Below are 17,012 nucleotides of genomic sequence, written 5' to 3'. Positions count from 1 at the left end.
GACTGATCCACCGCTATCGCGAGCAAGCTCGCTCCCACAGGGGGGTTAGTGCTGGTCTTTGGATTTGCGGGTTTCCTGGACGGTCACGGTAGCCGTGGTCCCCGCCCGCAGGTTGTTTTTACCGGCATAGTCGGCATCGATCTCGATCCGCACCGGCACCCGTTGCGCCAGTTTGATCCAGGTGTAGCTGGGGTTGATGCTGGCCAGCAGACGGCCGCCCGGCAGGTTTTCCCGGTCGGCAATGGCGAAGGCAATACTCTGCACTTTGCCGCCGAACGTTTCGCCACTCATCAACTCGATCCTGACCCGGTCACCCTCCCCGATCCGCGGCAACTTGGTTTCTTCGAAGTAACCGCTGACATAGAACGACTCGCTGTCCACCAGCGCCAACAATGGGCCACCTGCCGAGGCGTAATCACCCTCCCGGGTCAGCAGATTGGTGACATAGCCGGTCACCGGGGAGACGACATGGGTACGCTGCAAGTCGAGCTCCGACTGGGTCAATGCCGCGATGGCCAGTTGCACGTTGGCCTGGGCCAACACCAGACTGGCCTGATTACGCATCAAGTCGGCCTGGGCCACCGACACGTCGGTGCTGGCTTTCTCCCACTCTTCGCCGGAAATCGCTGAACGATCCTTGAGCGTGCGCCGGCGCTGCTCCTCGCTCTGACGTTGTTTGAGCAATGCTTCGCTGGAGATAATCGCCGCCTGGGCCTGCCCGAGCGAGGCTTTCGCCACCTCCACCGCGCGTCTGGCATGCTCCACCGCCAGGGTGTAACGCGCCGGATCGATCTCCAGCAGCGCCTGGCCCTTGCTCACATGTTGGTTGTCCTGCACGGCCAGGCTGACGATTCGCCCCGAAACGTCGGCGGACAAGGTCACCACATCGGCACGCACCCGGGCATCCCGGGTCCAGGGTGCGCGGGTGTAATGCTCCCAGGCGAACCAGCCCAGAATGAGGGCCAGCAATACCACCGCTACCGTCGTGAGTCGGGAAAGGATGTTCTTCACGGCTTCAGGCTCCCATGACCAGAATCAACGTGGCGCAGACGCAGGCGTACAACGCGCCTTCGAACAACGCCTCGTGCCAGACAAACTGCAGCACGCCAAGGCGCCGCAATGTCCAGTCCAGCAACAGGAAAATCGGCAAGCCCAGCAGCAGCGCCTGGGCAATCGGGGGCAGATAGGCACCACCCACTTCCAGATCAATGGGCAAGGACAGGGTCTCCTTCAAGGCCTGAGGGTTGAAAGTGGCCGCGATAGCGTTCCACGAACGACACCACGATCAGCAGCGCCACACGCATGCGGAACACCGACCACAGGTGCTCGTGAACATTGGTGTGCAGGGCATCCAGGTCGTCGCCCAAGGTGTGGAGGCTATCAAGCACCTGCACCACTTCGACCCCGGGCCGACCGGCAACCAGCCTGCCCGTTTCCCGGACTGTCGAAAACAGGCGACGTTGCAGATCCGGACTCAGCAGTGCGTTGTTCTGCCCTTGCTGCCGCAGCTGATTCAAGGCGATACCCAATGCCATGCAGGCCAAGCTGACTTGAAACAGCTCGCGCGATTGTGGCTCCCGGGTCGCCGGCAGTAGCCCCAACATCATGGTCAGGCGGTCAACCATACGGCTCTCGAACGCAAACTGCTGTTCATCGCTCGCCGACGTTTTCAGCAAGGCGTACACCTGCTCGCAGTTCTCTTTGTAGAGCCGGCGCATGCGAAAATCCGGCCTGAACGGAAAGATCAGCGCATAGACACTCAAAGCCAGCACGGTCGCACAGGTATAGGCTCCGGCAAACTCGAACCACTGGCTGGCAGTGTTTTGACCAATCCCCACGTTCAACGGCCCAAGCAACAAAAACGTCGTGAGCCCCAGGCCAATCCCGGTACCTGTAGTGGGTGGACTGGCCAGCCCCACCGCTACGGCGTAGAGCAAGGGCGCCAGCAGCAAGGCAAGCATCTCGAAATTGCTGATCATCGGCACAAACATGAACTGAAGGAGCGCCGAGACCACCAGTGCCAGCCCGAATCCCCTGGCATAGCTTTGAACAGCCAGTAGCGGTCGGGGAAACGTCGACATCAGCGAGCAAAGGATACCCACCAGCACCATCCCGGCTCGCGCACCGTCCCAGCCGGTTTCGATCCAGATCAGGCCGGCGATCAACAGCGCGCAAAAGGCACGGACGGCATTCATCGTCGCCAGGGTGAAGTCCAGATGCAGCGGATTTTCCCGCCCGCGAAACACGCTGCTGGCGGGGCGCCCGCTCTGGATGGCATCGCTCAGCTCCAGAATCTGCTCAAGCTGCTGCAACAGGCGCGCCTGCTCCCAGCGCAGCGACCAGGCCAGCGAACGCAAGGTGGCCGGCAGCGGCTCGGTCAATTGTTCGGCCCTATAGGCCAGCTCATCAAAGCGTTGTTGCAGCGATGTGAAATGATGGCGCTTTTCACTGGACAGCGAACGCCCCTCCCGCGCCAGTTCATCGAGAAAGGCCAGCTCTTCGGCACGCAGCCGTTGAATCTCTTCAGGCAACTCGCCCTCCCAGCGCTCGGTCAACAGCAGCCGCTGGTGACGCAGGGCGGTCAGCCGCGCGGTCAACAACACCAATTGGTTGCCCAGCAGTTGCACCAGGCCGTTGGCACTGCGTAACCGGGGCGCATCGTAGTACATGTGCCGACGCACGCCCTCTAGGCCGCTGATCTGGCCCAGCAGCTGCATTTGCCGCTGCTGGAATTCGGCTTCGCTTTCTTCGGTGCGAATGACGGCGCCGGCATGGGTGGCCAGCAACCGGGTAATCTGATCGATTTTGGCGAAGTAATCCCGGGCCACGGCTTCCGGCCTGGCGGTGAGCAGGCTGACCACGCACACGCACGCAACCGCCAGCAAGGTTTCGGTGAGGCGGGTCACTGCCAGCAAAAAGGTGCCGTCCTGATCGGGAATCGCCAGCAACGCGATGACCACGGCGGTGTAGCCACTGAGCACGAATGCCCCGGAACTGGTGTAGCGCAACAGCGTGCCACCGGCGGTGCACAGCGCCAGCCACAACGCCAGGGTGGTGATGAACGGCAGTGGTGCCTGGGGAAAGATCGCCATGATCAACACCGCCACGGCCGCCCCCAGCGTGGTGCCGATCACCTGGCCAAAACTGCGGGCCAGCACCATGCCAGCCAGTGGCTGGCTGATGATGACCACGGCCATGATCGACCACTTGGGCTGGTCCAGATCGAACAAAAACGCCAGGTACAGGGTCAACAACCCGGCCGCGATGGTTCGCAAGGCAAACAGCAACACCCCGGGGCCGGGGTTGAAAATCGCCTTGAAGTATTGCAACAACGCTTGCATGGGAACACTCGTCGAGACACCTCCAGCAAGCGTAGTCACTGCTGCGGTGCCTCGAGAGGTTTTGCCATCGACGCAGCTTGCCGGCCCGTGGATTGTCGGCTGAAGGGCTGTTCAACGGTTTGAATCGAGCGAGAACGGCGTCAAGGTTTGACTCAAAGCCTGGCCTGACCGAAGCTTGCGCCTTTGCAAAAGCTTGCCAGCTTCCGGATTCCTGCATGCCCAAGTCCCGCCGCCTTCTGTTTATCAGCCTCTTCGCCCTGCTCGTCATCGGCGGTGTCTGGTTTTCCCTGCGCGATACCACCCCGGTGGTTCCCGAAGCCATCCAGCACGGCTACAGCGAAGCGCTGGCGGCTGCCCGGGCCGGCCAACCGGGTGCGGCGCGGGTGCTCTATCAGCAATTGGCCCGTCCGGACCTGTCCCCCAAACGTCGTATCGGGTTGCATGCCGAGCTGCCCAACTATCCAAGCTCGGTGGCCCTGAAGCTGGCGGATGCCGACCTGCAGAACGAGTCGCCCGAGGTACGTATCGCGGCGATCAGAAGCATCAGCGGCCTGGTACCGAACGGCCAGCGCAGTCTGCTGCTGGGGCCATTGCTCGATGACAGCGAACAAAGCGTGCGGCTGGCGGCGATCAACGCGCTGCTGGGGTTGTCCCCGGATGAACTGGGTTTGTATTTCGGGCCGCTGGAGCAAGCCATCGATGCCTGGGAGCAAGTGCTCAAGAGCGCGCCGCAAAGCGCCGAAAACCAATACCAACTGGCCCGACTGCACTTGCACAACGCCGAGCTCAAGCAAGCGCAACAGGCGCTGGACAACACCCTGCGCCTGGCGCCGGACAACCTGCCGGCGCTGGTACTGCAAATCGAGGTGCTGGATAAACAGGGCCAGAACGACGCTGCCCGGCAACTGTTGGCCAGGCAACTGCAGGCACAACCCAACTCGGCCTACCTGCAACACGCGTTGGGGCTCTGGCTGCTGCATCACGAGCAAAGCGAATTCGCCCTGCTCGGCCTGTCCAAAGCCGTAGAGCTTGAGCCCAATAACCGGGACTACCGCTACGACCTGGCCACCACGTTGCACGGTGAGCAGGAGCTCGAAGCGGCGCAGAAACAGTTGCAGGAAATCGTTCAACGCCACCCGAACGATCGCAAGGCCCGGGTGCTGCTGATCAACTACTGGAAGGAAAGCGGACAGCTGCAAAATGTGCAGATCCTGTTGGCCCAACTCGAACAGATGAACCCCGATGATCCGGCGTTGCAACAAGGGCTTTGACCCCGACTGAAATTTCGTTGAACCGTCGTCCTGGCCAAGGGTCAAGTGAACAGGCAGCCCGTTGTGGCACTTCGCAGCAACTGCCTCGTTGAACCTGGCCATATGAGGACGCTTGTTTGTCTCTATCCAACGATTTGAACCGAGACAAGGCCGCCACCGGTATCGAAGGTCTGGACGATATCCTCGATGGCGGACTGTCCCGCGGACATGTGTTTTTGCTCGAAGGCGAGCCGGGCACCGGCAAGACCACCGTGGCGCTGCACTTCCTGTTGGCAGGCGCGCAAGCCGGCGAACGCTCCTTGTACATCACGCTCTCTGAAACCGAACGCGAGCTGCGCCAGGGCGCCTTGTCCCATGGCTGGGAGATGGACGAAAACGTCCATATCTTCGAACTGACGCCCCCGGAAAACCTGCTCAATGCCGAACAGCAGCAGACACTGCTCTATTCCTCCGACCTGGAACTGGGCGAAGCCACCCGCCAGATCTTCGAGGTGGTCGAGCGGGTCAAGCCGACCCGCGTTGTCCTGGACAGCCTTTCCGAGATTCGCCTGCTGGCGCAAAGCTCGCTGCGCTACCGTCGGCAGATTCTGGCCATCAAGCATTATTTCGTGCGTTACGACGCCACGGTGTTGCTGCTCGATGACCTGACCGCCGAGTCCCTGGACAAAACCGTGCACAGCGTGGCCCACGGCGTGATTCGCCTGGAAGAACTGACCCCGAACTACGGCGCCGAGCGACGTCGCATCCGCGTGGTCAAGTACCGCGGCCAGAAGTACCGCGGCGGCTTCCATGACTTCACCATCACGGGCGATGGCGTGCGTGTATTCCCGCGCCTGGTGGCCGCCGAACATCGCGGTCAATACCTGCGTCAGCAATTGACCAGCGGCATCCGGGAAATGGATGCGCTGCTGGGCGGCGGTATCGAGACGGGTTCCAGTACCTTGATTCTCGGCCCGGCGGGGACCGGCAAATCGCTGATCGCCATGGTGTTCGCCGCCTCGGCCGTGGCCCGGGGCGAAAAAGCCGCGTTATTCATTTTCGATGAAGAGTTGGGGTTGTTGTTCGAGCGCATGAAGAACATCGGCATCGATTTGCAGGCAATGCAAGACAGCGGCAATTTGCTGGTCGAACAAGTGGACGCGGCCGAGCTGTCCCCCGGCGAGTTCTCCCACCGGGTCCGGCGCTGCGTGGACGAAGGCAATATAAAGACCGTGGTGATCGACAGCATCAACGGCTATCAGGCGGCGATGCCGGAAGAAAACGCCTTGGTGCTGCACATGCACGAGCTACTGCTGTACCTCAATCGCCAGGGCGCCGCAACCTTCATGACGGTCGCCCAGCACGGCCTGGTCGGCGACATGCAGGCGCCGGTCGACATCACCTACTTGGCCGACACAGTCATTCTGCTGCGTTACTTCGAAGCCCTGGGCAAGGTGCGCCGGGCCATTTCGATCATCAAGAAACGTACCGGCAGCCATGAGTCGACCATCCGTGAATACCGCATCAGCGCCCAGGGCATGACCATCGGCGAGCCCCTGGAAGCCTTTCAGGGCGTATTGCGCGGCGTACCCACGTATCTCGGCGCCAGCAACCCGTTGCTCGCGGACGAAATCCCGTGACGGACATGCAAGCGACGTCCGAGCGCGCAATCATCCTTGCGCCGCGAGGGCGCGACGGCCAGATAGCCCTGATGATGCTCAACGAGGCCGGGGTTCACGGGGTGATCAGCCCCGACCTGCCCGGATTGTGCGCCGAACTGGAACAGGGTGCCGGCCTGCTGCTGATCTCTTGCGAGGCGCTGTTGGGTGCTGATCTGGAACCGCTGATCCGCCTGATCGAACAGCAGCCCGCGTGGTCGGATCTGCCGATCGTGTTGATGACACACCATGGCGGCCCGCAACAGAACCCGGCATCGCGCTTCGGCCCGCAATTGGGCAACGTGACCTTCCTCGAACGGCCATTTCACCCGGTCACACTGATCAGCCTGGTCACCACGGCCCTGCGCGGACGGCGACGACAGTACGAAGCCAGGGATCGGTTGATCGACCTGAGCCAGAGCGAATTGCGCCTGCAGAACACCCTCGAAACCCTTGAACAGCAGGTACAAGAGCGCACCGCGCAACTGCGTCACAACGAGGAAGCGTTGCGCCAGTCGCAGAAAATGGAAGCCGTCGGCCAACTCACCGGCGGCATCGCCCATGATTTCAACAACATGCTGACCGGTATCATCGGCAGCCTGGAGTTGTTGCGTCGACGCCTGGCCCGGGGGCGAACCGAAGACCTGGACAGCCTGATCGATCTGGGGGTGACTTCGGCCAACCGCGCAGCGGGCCTGACCCACCGCCTGCTGGCGTTTTCCCGGCGCCAGTCGCTGGATTCGAAACCCGTGGAGATGAACACCCTGGTGATCTCCATGGATGAACTGCTGCAACGCAGCATCAACGAAACCATTCGTCTGGACATGCAACTGGACGAGCACCTGTGGGTGGCCGAAGCCGACCCCAATCAACTGGAAAGCGCCCTGCTCAACCTGGTGATCAATGCCCGCGATGCCATGCCCAATGGCGGCAGTCTGGTGGTCTCGACTTCGAACCAGCACTTTGACGAGGATTTCACCCAAGGCCAGAGCAATCTCGATGCGGGTGACTATGTGGTGCTCAGCGTGACGGACACCGGCTGTGGCATGCCGCAAAGCACCATCAACCGCGCCTTCGACCCCTTCTTCACCACCAAGCCTATCGGCCAGGGCACCGGGCTGGGGTTATCAATGATCTATGGTTTCAGCAAACAATCGGGAGGTCACGTCGCCATCCAAAGCGTCGTAGGCGAAGGCACCACGGTGAGCCTGTTCCTGCCACGCTTCGGTGGAGACCTGCCCCGGGACCATCCATCGGACGTCGAACATTCACCTTTGGCCAGGAGTGGCGAGACGGTGTTGATTGTCGAGGACGATCCGGCGGTGCGGGTGCTGGTCAGCACGGTGTTGAGCGATCTGGGTTATGCCTACGTCGAGGCTTGTGATGGCGATAGCGCGGTGCCGATACTCGATTCGGCCCAGCGCATCGACCTGCTGATCAGCGATGTCGGCTTGCCCGGTATGAATGGCCGGCAACTGGCGGAAATCGGCCGGCAGTTGCGTCCCGATCTGAGGGTGCTGTTCATCACCGGCTACGCCGAGCACGCCGCGGTGCGTGGCGGGTTCCTCGATCCGGGCATGCAGATGATCACCAAGCCGTTTACCTTCGACCTGTTGACGGCGAAGGTCAGGGAGATGATCAGGGCCTGAAGGCTTACGAAAGCATGTCCTGCATCAATTCCTGCAATTTATCCAGATCGAAAGGTTTCTCCAGGATCGGTGCCTTGTGCGTAATCGGGCTGTCGGTCTCGCGGATTTCCTGGGCATAGCCGCTGATGAAGATCACCTTGAGTTCCGGTCGCAGTTTCACGGCGGGCTCGGCGATCTGCACGCCGGAGATTCCTCCGGGCAGGCGGAAGTCGGTGATCATCATGTCCAGGTGCGGTTTGCTCGCCAGGATTTCGAAAGCCTGCTCGCCGTTTTCGGCCTGCAATACGCGGTAACCCTCGCCCGACAGATAAGCGGACAGCACCATCAGAATCGAGGGATCGTCCTCGACGACGAGTACTACATCTTGTGCATCTTCGCTCATGGGAAGCCTTTGCTCGGTCAATTGCTGCTGATAGACCGTGGGGTCGACCAGAGGTTGCGTTTATCCGGTTGTTTTCCTACAGCGGCAGACAAACGCGAAACAAGGCGCCTTCGCCGATCTTGCTCTGGACGGTAATAGTACCGCCATGGGCGGCCACAATCTGCTCTGAAATAAACAATCCCAGGCCCAGCCCGGCGACGGCGTGCCTGGCCGATACCCGCTCGAACTGCTGGAAGATCCGCTTCTGGTTTTCCTCGCTGATGCCAATCCCTCGATCCTGCACGTCCACCAACGCCTGGCCACCTTCACTGTAGACCTTCACCGAGATCGGGCTCTTGGCCCCGTAGCGCAAGGCGTTGGTCAGCAGGTTGGAAATGACCTGTTCAATTCGAAACTCGTCCCAGTTTCCGATCACCGGTTGCGTGGCATCGAGCGAGACCGACGCTTCGGCGGCGTCGATCTGCTGGGAAAAGTTGTGCAACAACTCGCCAACCAGCGTTGAAAGGTCAAAGCGCTTGGGCCGGATCGACAACTTTCCGGTGCGAATGCGCGAGACATCGAGCATGTCTTCAATCAATCGAATCAGGCTTTTGATCTGCCGCTCGTCGCGGTCGACCATCGCGTGCATCTTGTCCAGGGTGAAGGCGGCGGAGTTGTCCCGGGCCAGGTGCATCTTGCGCAACTGGGTTTCAAGGATCAGGCCGTTGAGCGGCGTGCGCACTTCGTGGGCGACGATGGACATGAAGTCATCGCGCATGCGTACCGCCTGTTCCAGTTCCAGTTGAGTGCTTTGCAATCGCTTGAGCAGGGTCTCCTGTTCGCGGCGACTTTGCTCAAGGGCCAGCACTTGTTCCTTCATCGCCTTGCTCTGGCGATAGAGGTCGACGAACACATTGACCTTGCTCTTGACCGCCTGGAGGTCCAGCGGTTTGTACAGGAAGTCCACGGCACCGCTTTCATAGCCCTTGAAGGCGTAATTGAGTTCACGCCCGGCGGCGCTGACGAAAACGATCGGGATGTTCCTGGTTTTTTCCGTGCCGCGCATCAACTCGGCCAGCTCGAAGCCATTCATGCCGGGCATCTGCACATCGAGGATGGCCAAGGCGAATTCGTGTTGCAACAGCAGGGACAAGGCCTCGTCGGCGGACAGCGCCTTGTACACAATGCGGTCCTCACGCTTGATCAGCGCTTCAAGTGCCAGCAGATTCTCCGGCAGATCGTCCACGATCAGCAGTTTGGCCTGGAAATTACTCAGCATGCGATTCGTTCCAGCTCAACAAGTAGACGGCCGATGCCGCGTACAGGAATGATCGGAAGTGCGAAGCCTTCGCGCAGCGGGCCGGGGATGTTCAACAGCGCCTCGGCGCCACCGGCGCAGGCACCGATCACGATCGCTTCGATAGCCGGCATTTTCGTTGCACTTTTCATGATTTTCGATAGATCCGTTCTTGTTTGACCAGCGGCTCGAACTGATCGCCGAAGGCTGAGAAATCCGGGGTTTCCTTACTGCCCAGCACCAGGAAACCGCGATGGCAGAGGGACTCATGAAACAACCCGAACGCTCGACCCTGAAGACTTTTATTAAAATAAATCAGTACGTTACGGCATGAAATTAATTGAGTTTCGGAGAATACGCTGTCCGTCGCCAGGCTGTGATCGGCGAAGGTCACGTTCTCGCGCAGGGTCTTGTCGAAAATCGCGTACCCATAGGCCGCCGTATAGTAGTCGGCAAACGAACTCTGGCCACCGGCCTGCTGGTAATTAGCAGTGTAGGCGCGGACGTTCTCCATCGAGAAAATCCCTTGCCTGGCCTTTTCCAGCGAGCGCGGATTGATGTCGGTGGCGTAGATGATGGTACGGTCCAGCAGGCCTTCTTCGCGCAGCACAATGGCCATCGAATACACCTCTTCACCGGTGCTGCATCCGGCGATCCAGATCTTGATCGAAGGGTAGGTTCGCAGCAGCGGCACCACTTCCTTGCGGATGGCCAGGAAGTGCGAGGGATCGCGAAACATTTCGCTGACCGGAATGGTCAGCAACTGCAGCAGTTGCATGAACGCGGCGGGATCGTGCAGGACCTTTTCCTGCAACGCCGAGATGGTGTTGCACTCGAACTGACTCAACGCATGGTCGACCCGGCGTTTGATCGAAGCGCCGGAGTAATCGCGAAAATCGTAGCTGTACTTGAGATAGATCGCCTCGATCAACAACCGCAGTTCGATTTCGCTGTTTCGATCCACTGAAAAATTGCGCTCCACTAGATACGTTCCATCTTCGGTAACCACACACGAATCAGCGAAAACAGGCGATCGAGGTCGATGGGCTTGGCCAGGTAATCGTTGGCGCCGGCCTGCAGGCAGCGCTCCTGGTCGTCCTTCATGGCCTTGGCCGTCACGGCGATGATCGGCAGCTTGCGCCAGCGCAGATTCTTGCGGATTTCAACGGTGGCTTCATAACCATCCATTTGCGGCATCATCACGTCCATCAACACCAGATCGATGTCTTGCACCTCATTCAATCGTTCAATCGCTTCGCGGCCGTTGCGGCCAATGACCACGACTGCGCCCTTTTGCTCCAGCGCGCTGGTGAGGGCGAAAATGTTGCGCACATCGTCATCCACCAGCAGCACCTTGCGGCCTTCGAAGACCTTGTCGCGGCTGCGGGCGACCTTGAGCATCTTCTGCCGCTCATGGGACAACCGTGATTCGACTTTGTGCAGAAAAAGCGTCACCTCATCCAGCAACCGCTCCGGCGAGCGTGCGCCCTTGATGATGATCGAACGCGAATACTTGCGCAGTTCGGCCTCTTCATCCCGGGTCAGGTTGCGCCCGGTATAGACGATGACGGGCGGAAAGGAACAGATGTCTTCGGTGGACATGCGCTTGAGCAGGTCATTGCCGAGCATGTCGGGCAGTTTGAGGTCGATGATCATGCAATCGAAGACGGATGAGCGCAGCAGGTCCAGCGCCTCCTGCGCCAGGCCAACGGCGGTGATCTCGATGTCATCGTCGCCGATCAGGCGGGCAATGCTATCGCGCTGCACGTGGTCGTCCTCGACCAGCAGCACGCGCTTGACCTTCTGGGTCAACTTGGCCTCAAGGCGTGCAAACACGTCCTTGAGTTCCTCGCGGGTGGTCGGTTTGACCACGTAGCCGATGGCGCCCATGTGCATCGCCGCCTCGACCCGGTCTTCGACCGAAATCACATGCACCGGGATGTGCCGGGTTTCGGCGTGTTCCTTCAAACGTTGCAGCACGCTCAGGCCGGAATGATCCGGCAGGCGCATGTCCAGCAGGATCGCATCGGGGATGAACGCCTTGGCCAGGTCGTAGCCTTCGTCGGCGCCGTGAGCCACCAGGCACTGATAACCCAGTTCATGGGCCAGGTCGTAGAGGATGTGCGCAAAGTTCGGCTCATCCTCCACCACCAGAATGCAGCGTTTGGTGAACGGCCCTTTGTTGCGGTCGTCGTCGAAGCGCGGAATGTCGACTTCGGCCACCAATGGCGACAACGTGGGCGGCAATACACTCGACACAGCCGCCACAGGAACGGCTCGCATCGGTTCGACAGGTGCTTCGCCCGGTTCCACGTACTGCTGTGGCAAGACCAGGGTAAACACACTGCCCTGCCCCGGCGTGCTGGTCACGCTGATGGAGCCGCCGAGCAGGGCCGCCAGGTCACGGGAGATCGACAACCCCAGCCCGGTGCCGCCGTAACGCCGATTGGTGGTGCCGTCGGCCTGACGGAACGCTTCGAAGATGCTTTCGTGCTGATCCACCTCGATGCCGATTCCGGAATCGCGGATGCTGAACGCGATGCCGTCATTCGGCGCCGTGGCAACGGACAGGCTGACGCTGCCGCTTTGCGTGAATTTCACCGCGTTGGACAGCAGGTTCTTGAGCACTTGCTCCAGACGCTGGCGATCGGTGAACAGCATCAACGGCGCACCGTCCTGCATATCCACCCGGAAATCCAGTTGCTTGTCCGTTGCCAATGGCTGGAACAGGCCGCGCAGGCCATCCACCAGGCGCGCCACGCTGGTGTTCTCCGGACGGATTTCCAGCTTGCCGGCCTCGACTTTGGAAATATCCAGAATGTCGTTGATCAGGTTGAGCAAGTCGTTGCCGGCGGAGTAGATCGACTCGGCGAATTGGACTTGCTCGGCAGTGAGGTTCTCTTCCGGGTTTTCCGCCAGCAGCTTGGCCAGGATCAACGAGCTGTTCAGTGGCGTGCGCAGCTCATGGGACATGTTGGCGAGGAATTCGGACTTGTACTTGCTCGAGCGCTGCAATTCTACCGCGCGTTCTTCGAGCTGGATCTGGGCCTGATTGAGTTCGGTATTCTTCAGGTCCATAGCGTCGCGCTGCTCGGCCAGTACTTCTGCCTGCTCGGCGAGTTGTTCGTTGGTCTGCTCCAGCTCCACCTGCTGGGTTTCCAGGTGCGCCTGGGACTCCTTGAGAATCCGCGACTGCTCTTCGAGCTCTTCGTTGGCGGTCTTGAGTTCTTCCTGCTGAACCTGCAGTTCTTCGTTGAGTTGCTGGGTTTCGGCCAACACCTCCTGCAAACGCTGGCGATAACGTGCCGCCTCGATCGAGGTGCCGATGTTGCCGGCAATCAGCTCAAGCAATTCAACGTCACGGTCGGTCAGTGGACGCAGAAAGCCCAACTCGATCACGCCATTGACCCGCTCGTCGTCGCTGGTTGGCACCACCAGCACACTGCACGGCAAACCGTCACCGAGGCCGGAGCTGACCTTGAAGTAATCTCCCGGCACCTCGTCCAGGCGAATCAGCCGTGCCTGTTGCGCCACTTGGCCGACAATGCCTTCTTCGCTGTAGATCTGCTGTTCACGCCCTTCCTGTTCACGGGAAAAACCATAAGTGGCGATGCGCTTGAGGCCGCCATGGTCTTCGCGCACATAAATAGCCGCCACGGCGGTGCCCAGGTACTGCGCGCAGAATTGCAGGATATTGCGACCCAGCATGCTCAAGCTCAATTGTCCCAGCACCTGCTCGGCCAGCTCGGTCTGGCCGTTACGCAGCCAGGCCTGTTGCTCCAGGTGATGGGCGCTGGCCTGTTGGGCGGCAAGGTTGACGCTGTAGTTCTGCGACAGGGTCAACAAATCGCGGCGCCCGACGTACGCCAGCAACCCGCTGACCCCCGCTATGAACAACAGATAGAGGCTGATGCTCATGATGGTGGTGCCGCGCACTTCGTCATTGCGCGATGCGCGCAACTGTTGCTCGGTGTCGATCACCGCCTCGAACTGCTTGCGAATTTCATCGGTCAGGCGTTTACCGCGTCCGGCCTTGACGATGGCGCGATAATCACCGCTGCTGCGCTGCAAATCGATCATCGATTGCGCGTAGTTGGTCCACTCCAGCTGCAAGGCTCGCAACCGTAGCAAGCGATCAGTCTGCACCGGGTTGTCGGCGGTTAGTTCAAGCAAGGTGTCGAGCGCCACGGCGATGCGCGGCTTGGCGGTTTCGTAGGGATCGAGGAAATGCTCGTCGCCACTGAGCAGGAAACCGCGCATCCCGGTTTCCAGATCCACGGTCAGCTTGACCGCTTCATTGGCGTTATTGATCACCCGGTCGGTGTGCTCCACCCACTGGATGGTCGACAGTAAATAGCTGATCAGCGACACGAAAAACACAGCGCTGATAAGACCCAGACCCAACGGCAGGCTGATGTTACGGCTCAGGAGTTTACGAAATCGTTGCTCATCAACCGAGGACGCGGAGGTCATGGGGAAGGCCTTGTCGAACTGTCAGAATGCAAGGAGTTTGCCCCAAAACTGGCAAATTGATCCAATTATCTGACATGTTTGCGCGCAAGGTCCTACATTGCGCTGCTCCCGCGTTATCCTTGCCTGGCCTGTACCGCCAATCCTTTTTCCATCGCGCAGGGAACTTGTCGGGATCCGCCACTTACTCATGCAAGAGGCCGGTGATTTCCAGCGACCGGCAATGCCAATCTTTTTCGGGAATTCGACCATGTCATCCGCCAACGCCTCCACCATCCTTGTCGTCGAAGACGATGCCATCGTGCGCATGCTGATCGTCGACGTCCTGGAAGAACTGGAATTCAAGGTTCTGGAAGCCGATGGCAGCGAACAGGCACAGGATTTGCTCAAGGACTTGAACCGACACATTGACCTGATGATGACTGATGTTGGCCTGCCGGTCATGGACGGTCGCGAACTGGCCACCCTCGCCCGCACGTTACGCCCTGACCTGCCCATCCTGTTCGCCAGCGGTTATGCCGAAAGCATTGAAGTACCTCCAGGCATGCACTTGATCGGCAAACCCTTCTCCATTGATCAGTTGCGCGACAAGGTCAAAAGCATTCTCGAGTGACGCAGCGCTGCGCTGTGGTTTAATGCGCGCCTTTTTCATCCCTGCCCTGTCTTCGCTTCAAGGAAATCCCGTACATGATTGAGCCCCGCGCAACCAAAGTCCTGGTCATTGGTTACGTCTGGCCCGAGCCCCGCTCTTCCGCGGCCAGCGGGCATGTCATGCAGATTCTCGACGTTTTCCTGGACCAGGGCTGGGACATCACGTTCAGCAGCCCGGCAGGCTTCGGCGAGCAACGTGCGGACCTGACAGCGTTGGGTATTGACGAAGTACCCATCGAGCTGAACAACAGCAGTTTCGACGCATTCATCAGCGAACTGGCGCCGGATATCGTGTTGTTCGATCAATTCATGATGGAGGAACAGTTCGGCTGGCGGGTCGAGAAGCATTGCCCCGATGCCTTGCGCGTGCTCGAAAGTTGCGACCTGCAAAGCCTGAGGCTGGGTCGGCATCAACGCCTCAAGGAGCGTTTGAAGGCCAGTGACGACAACAATGACTTCAACGAACTGTTCGCCCCAGCGGCGCGCGAAGAGTTCGAACGCATGGCTGATACCGATCTGGCGAAGCGCGAGATCGCCTCATTTTATCGTTGTGATTTGACGCTGATGGTTTCCGAAGTGGAAGTCGAATTGCTGGTCGAGCAGTTCAGGTTTCCCCGCAACCTGTTGCACTGGTGCCCGTTGATGGTCGATGTTCCGTCCCGTGCATCGGTACCGTTCGAAGACCGGGCGCACTTTCTTCATATCGGTAACTTTCGCCATGCGCCCAACTGGGATGCGGTGCTCTGGTTGAAAACCGCTATCTGGCCGTTGATTCGCGAGCAGATACCCGGCGCTCAATTGCATATCTATGGTGCCTACACACCACCCAAGGCGACTGCCCTGCACAACCCGGCCCAGGGTTTTCATGTGATGAACTGGGCAGAAGACGCCCTGCAAGTCATGTCGTCGGCGCGGGTCTGTATGGCACCGTTGCGTTTTGGCGCGGGAATCAAAGGCAAGATTGTCGATGCGATGCTCTGTGGCACGCCGAATGTGACGACGCCAGTGGGTGCCGAGGCGATGCATGATCAAGAGGCATGGCCCGGTGCAGTGACCCGTTCGGCACGCGAGTTCGCCGATCATGCCGTGCAACTGCACAACGACAAGACGCGCTGGCTGGACGCCCAGGCGCACGGGAAAACGCTGCTTGCCAGTCGCTACCGAAAATCCGTTCATGGCCCGGCCCTGATCCAGCGGCTGGTCGATTGCCAGCAGAATCTGGCAAACATAAGACGAGATAACTTTACCGGCAGCATGCTGCGTCATCACCAGCACAAGAGCACTCAATACATGGCGCAATGGATTGAGGCGAAGAACCGACTGAATCAGGAGTAGCCCACTTTTCTTGTGCAATACATAGTTACCGCCATTGCTGTGCCCGACCGGTTAATCTGACCGCTTCACACCCAATGGATGGGGTGATTCGCACAAGGAATGGCCATGACCAGCAATACGCGTGGTTTGCTCGACAAGCAAACCTGGATGAGCAGCACCCTCGAAATCAATCAACTCAAACTCACCGATATCGTCTGGCCTGGCGTGCATAACGCCGGAATGGACAAAAAAGCGCCCAACCACGATGCGGTGCTCGGCCATTGGACGATTTGTCAGAACGACACTTTTTCCTGGCAACTGGCCAACGGCGCCCGCGCCTTTGATATCCGTCTTGGCTACACCGCCGGTGCGGCTCGATCGGGCTTCTACTTTCACCACAACGGCTTTCGCTCGCACCGCGCCCTGGACGATCTGATCGACGCGGTACTGCTGTTCCTTGATCGAAACCCGGACGAATTTATCGTGCTGGACTTCCATCAACTGGCTGATGGCAATAAACCTTTCGATCATGAAAGGTTCAGTGACTGGCTCGTGCGACGTCTAGGGCTGCGGGCCGTCCTTCCAGGCGACAGATTCAAAACGGTTGGAGAACTCAAAAGTGCGAGCCCACATCGCCGGGTGATCATGGCGGCACCCGCCCTGTCGGCGCTCGATGGCGAGTACTTCTGGCCTCGCATCCCGCACAAATGGCGCGACAACGCGTTCTCCGCCCCCGCCGAGCTGCAACGCTACATCGCGCAAACCCTGGAAGATGCGCCCTACGAAACCTTCCTCTGGTCACTGTCCGCGACCACCTACTCGCTGCTCGGCGGGCCCGGAAATATCAAGCGGCAGATCAACGACTGGTTCGACACCACGAGAAACTGGGTCACGCGTTGCAGCATCATCAGCACCGATTTTTTCGACGAGTCCGACATCGTTCGTTATTGCTGGAGCGCCACCAGCATGAAAGCGGTTTACGGCCGTGCCTTGCACGAACAGACGCACCGGCGGTAGTAGC

At 59.7% G+C, this 17,012-nt stretch carries 13 protein-coding genes and 1 pseudogene; 6 read left to right on the top strand and 8 right to left on the bottom strand.

The genetic code is table 11. The annotated features are described in order from the left end of the window. Positions 1–45: 45 nt before the first annotated feature. From J4D25_RS00810 to J4D25_RS00800, 3 genes are read right to left on the bottom strand one after another with little or no spacing between them, the layout of a single operon-like run. On the bottom strand, positions 46–1,011 hold the full coding sequence (locus tag J4D25_RS00810; protein WP_057714778.1) for an HlyD family secretion protein: 966 nt from the start codon (positions 1,009–1,011) through the stop codon (positions 46–48). A 4-nt stretch (positions 1,012–1,015) separates the two neighbouring features. Further along, positions 1,016–1,216 carry a DUF1656 domain-containing protein gene (locus tag J4D25_RS00805; RefSeq protein WP_032829912.1) on the bottom strand — a complete coding sequence of 67 codons (201 nt, stop codon included), beginning with the start codon at positions 1,214–1,216 and terminating at the stop codon, positions 1,016–1,018. Further along, a complete protein-coding gene (locus J4D25_RS00800; protein ID WP_057714777.1) occupies positions 1,206–3,341 on the bottom strand; it encodes an FUSC family protein in 2,136 nt (711 codons plus the stop codon). The genes J4D25_RS00805 and J4D25_RS00800 overlap by 11 nt, the downstream gene beginning before the upstream one ends. 215 nt (positions 3,342–3,556) lie before the next feature. On the opposite strand from J4D25_RS00800, the gene J4D25_RS00795 reads away from it, so the two are divergent. The 3 genes from J4D25_RS00795 (at position 3,557) to J4D25_RS00785 (ending at position 7,898) form a co-directional block, all read left to right on the top strand. Next, complete coding sequence (locus tag J4D25_RS00795) at positions 3,557–4,612, top strand: tetratricopeptide repeat protein (RefSeq protein WP_057714776.1); 1,056 nt, start codon at positions 3,557–3,559, stop codon at positions 4,610–4,612. A gap of 116 nt (positions 4,613–4,728) precedes the next feature. Beyond that, positions 4,729–6,231 (top strand): ATPase domain-containing protein, encoded by a 1,503-nt coding sequence (locus J4D25_RS00790; protein ID WP_057714775.1) that lies wholly within the window; start codon positions 4,729–4,731, stop codon positions 6,229–6,231. Further along, on the top strand, positions 6,228–7,898 hold the full coding sequence (locus J4D25_RS00785) for a response regulator (RefSeq protein ID WP_057714774.1): 1,671 nt from the start codon (positions 6,228–6,230) through the stop codon (positions 7,896–7,898). Before J4D25_RS00790 ends, J4D25_RS00785 begins: the two co-directional genes overlap by 4 nt. 4 nt (positions 7,899–7,902) lie before the next feature. Here J4D25_RS00785 and J4D25_RS00780 read toward each other — a convergent pair whose 3' ends face one another. The 5 genes and pseudogenes from J4D25_RS00780 to J4D25_RS00760 all read right to left on the bottom strand — a co-directional run bounded on the left by J4D25_RS00780 (position 7,903) and on the right by J4D25_RS00760 (position 14,029). Continuing rightward, positions 7,903–8,280, bottom strand: coding sequence for a response regulator (locus J4D25_RS00780; RefSeq protein WP_057714773.1), 378 nt, complete (start codon positions 8,278–8,280; stop codon positions 7,903–7,905). 76 nt (positions 8,281–8,356) lie between these two features. Continuing rightward, positions 8,357–9,538: a hybrid sensor histidine kinase/response regulator gene (locus J4D25_RS00775; RefSeq protein WP_057714772.1), complete on the bottom strand. Its 1,182-nt coding sequence runs from the start codon at positions 9,536–9,538 to the stop codon at positions 8,357–8,359. A gap of 41 nt (positions 9,539–9,579) precedes the next feature. Beyond that, a pseudogene (locus J4D25_RS00770) lies at positions 9,580–9,708 on the bottom strand (chemotaxis protein CheB); the annotation flags it as partial. Beyond that, the gene (locus J4D25_RS00765) at positions 9,705–10,538 is read right to left on the bottom strand and encodes a protein-glutamate O-methyltransferase CheR (RefSeq protein ID WP_057714771.1); all 834 of its coding nucleotides are present in this window, start codon (positions 10,536–10,538) and stop codon (positions 9,705–9,707) included. The gene J4D25_RS00765 and the pseudogene J4D25_RS00770, both read right to left, overlap by 4 nt. Next, complete coding sequence (locus tag J4D25_RS00760) at positions 10,538–14,029, bottom strand: response regulator (RefSeq protein ID WP_057714770.1); 3,492 nt, start codon at positions 14,027–14,029, stop codon at positions 10,538–10,540. Before J4D25_RS00760 ends, J4D25_RS00765 begins: the two co-directional genes overlap by 1 nt. Before the next feature lie 247 nt (positions 14,030–14,276). Here J4D25_RS00760 and J4D25_RS00755 point away from each other — a divergent pair, with 247 nt between their 5' ends. From J4D25_RS00755 to J4D25_RS00745, 3 genes are all read left to right on the top strand, one after another. Next, positions 14,277–14,639 carry a response regulator gene (locus tag J4D25_RS00755; RefSeq protein ID WP_057716600.1) on the top strand — a complete coding sequence of 121 codons (363 nt, stop codon included), beginning with the start codon at positions 14,277–14,279 and terminating at the stop codon, positions 14,637–14,639. Between the two features lie 74 nt (positions 14,640–14,713). Further along, positions 14,714–16,012 carry a glycosyltransferase gene (locus J4D25_RS00750; RefSeq protein ID WP_057714769.1) on the top strand — a complete coding sequence of 433 codons (1,299 nt, stop codon included), beginning with the start codon at positions 14,714–14,716 and terminating at the stop codon, positions 16,010–16,012. Between the two features lie 105 nt (positions 16,013–16,117). Beyond that, complete coding sequence (locus tag J4D25_RS00745; protein ID WP_057714768.1) at positions 16,118–17,008, top strand: hypothetical protein; 891 nt, start codon at positions 16,118–16,120, stop codon at positions 17,006–17,008. The last annotated feature ends 4 nt before the right edge of the window (positions 17,009–17,012 follow it).

Origin of the sequence: Pseudomonas sp. GW456-L13 (assembly GCF_017350115.1) — a bacterium.
Classification (GTDB): Bacteria; Pseudomonadota; Gammaproteobacteria; order Pseudomonadales; family Pseudomonadaceae; genus Aquipseudomonas; species Aquipseudomonas jessenii.
Note: the sequence above shows the minus strand (reverse complement) of the source record. Positions and strands in the feature narration are given on the sequence as shown.

Bases quoted from the DNA above. Each gene is read 5' to 3' on its own strand.
- J4D25_RS00800 (WP_057714777.1), bottom strand. From the start codon at position 3,341: ATGCAAGCGTTGTTGCAATACTTCAAGGCGATTTTCAACCCCGGCCCC.
- J4D25_RS00795 (WP_057714776.1), top strand. From the start codon at position 3,557: ATGCCCAAGTCCCGCCGCCTTCTGTTTATCAGCCTCTTCGCCCTGCTC.
- J4D25_RS00780 (WP_057714773.1), bottom strand. From the start codon at position 8,280: ATGAGCGAAGATGCACAAGATGTAGTACTCGTCGTCGAGGACGATCCC.
- J4D25_RS00775 (WP_057714772.1), bottom strand. From the start codon at position 9,538: ATGCTGAGTAATTTCCAGGCCAAACTGCTGATCGTGGACGATCTGCCG.
- J4D25_RS00760 (WP_057714770.1), bottom strand. From the start codon at position 14,029: ATGACCTCCGCGTCCTCGGTTGATGAGCAACGATTTCGTAAACTCCTG.
- J4D25_RS00755 (WP_057716600.1), top strand. From the start codon at position 14,277: ATGTCATCCGCCAACGCCTCCACCATCCTTGTCGTCGAAGACGATGCC.
- J4D25_RS00750 (WP_057714769.1), top strand. From the start codon at position 14,714: ATGATTGAGCCCCGCGCAACCAAAGTCCTGGTCATTGGTTACGTCTGG.
- J4D25_RS00745 (WP_057714768.1), top strand. From the start codon at position 16,118: ATGACCAGCAATACGCGTGGTTTGCTCGACAAGCAAACCTGGATGAGC.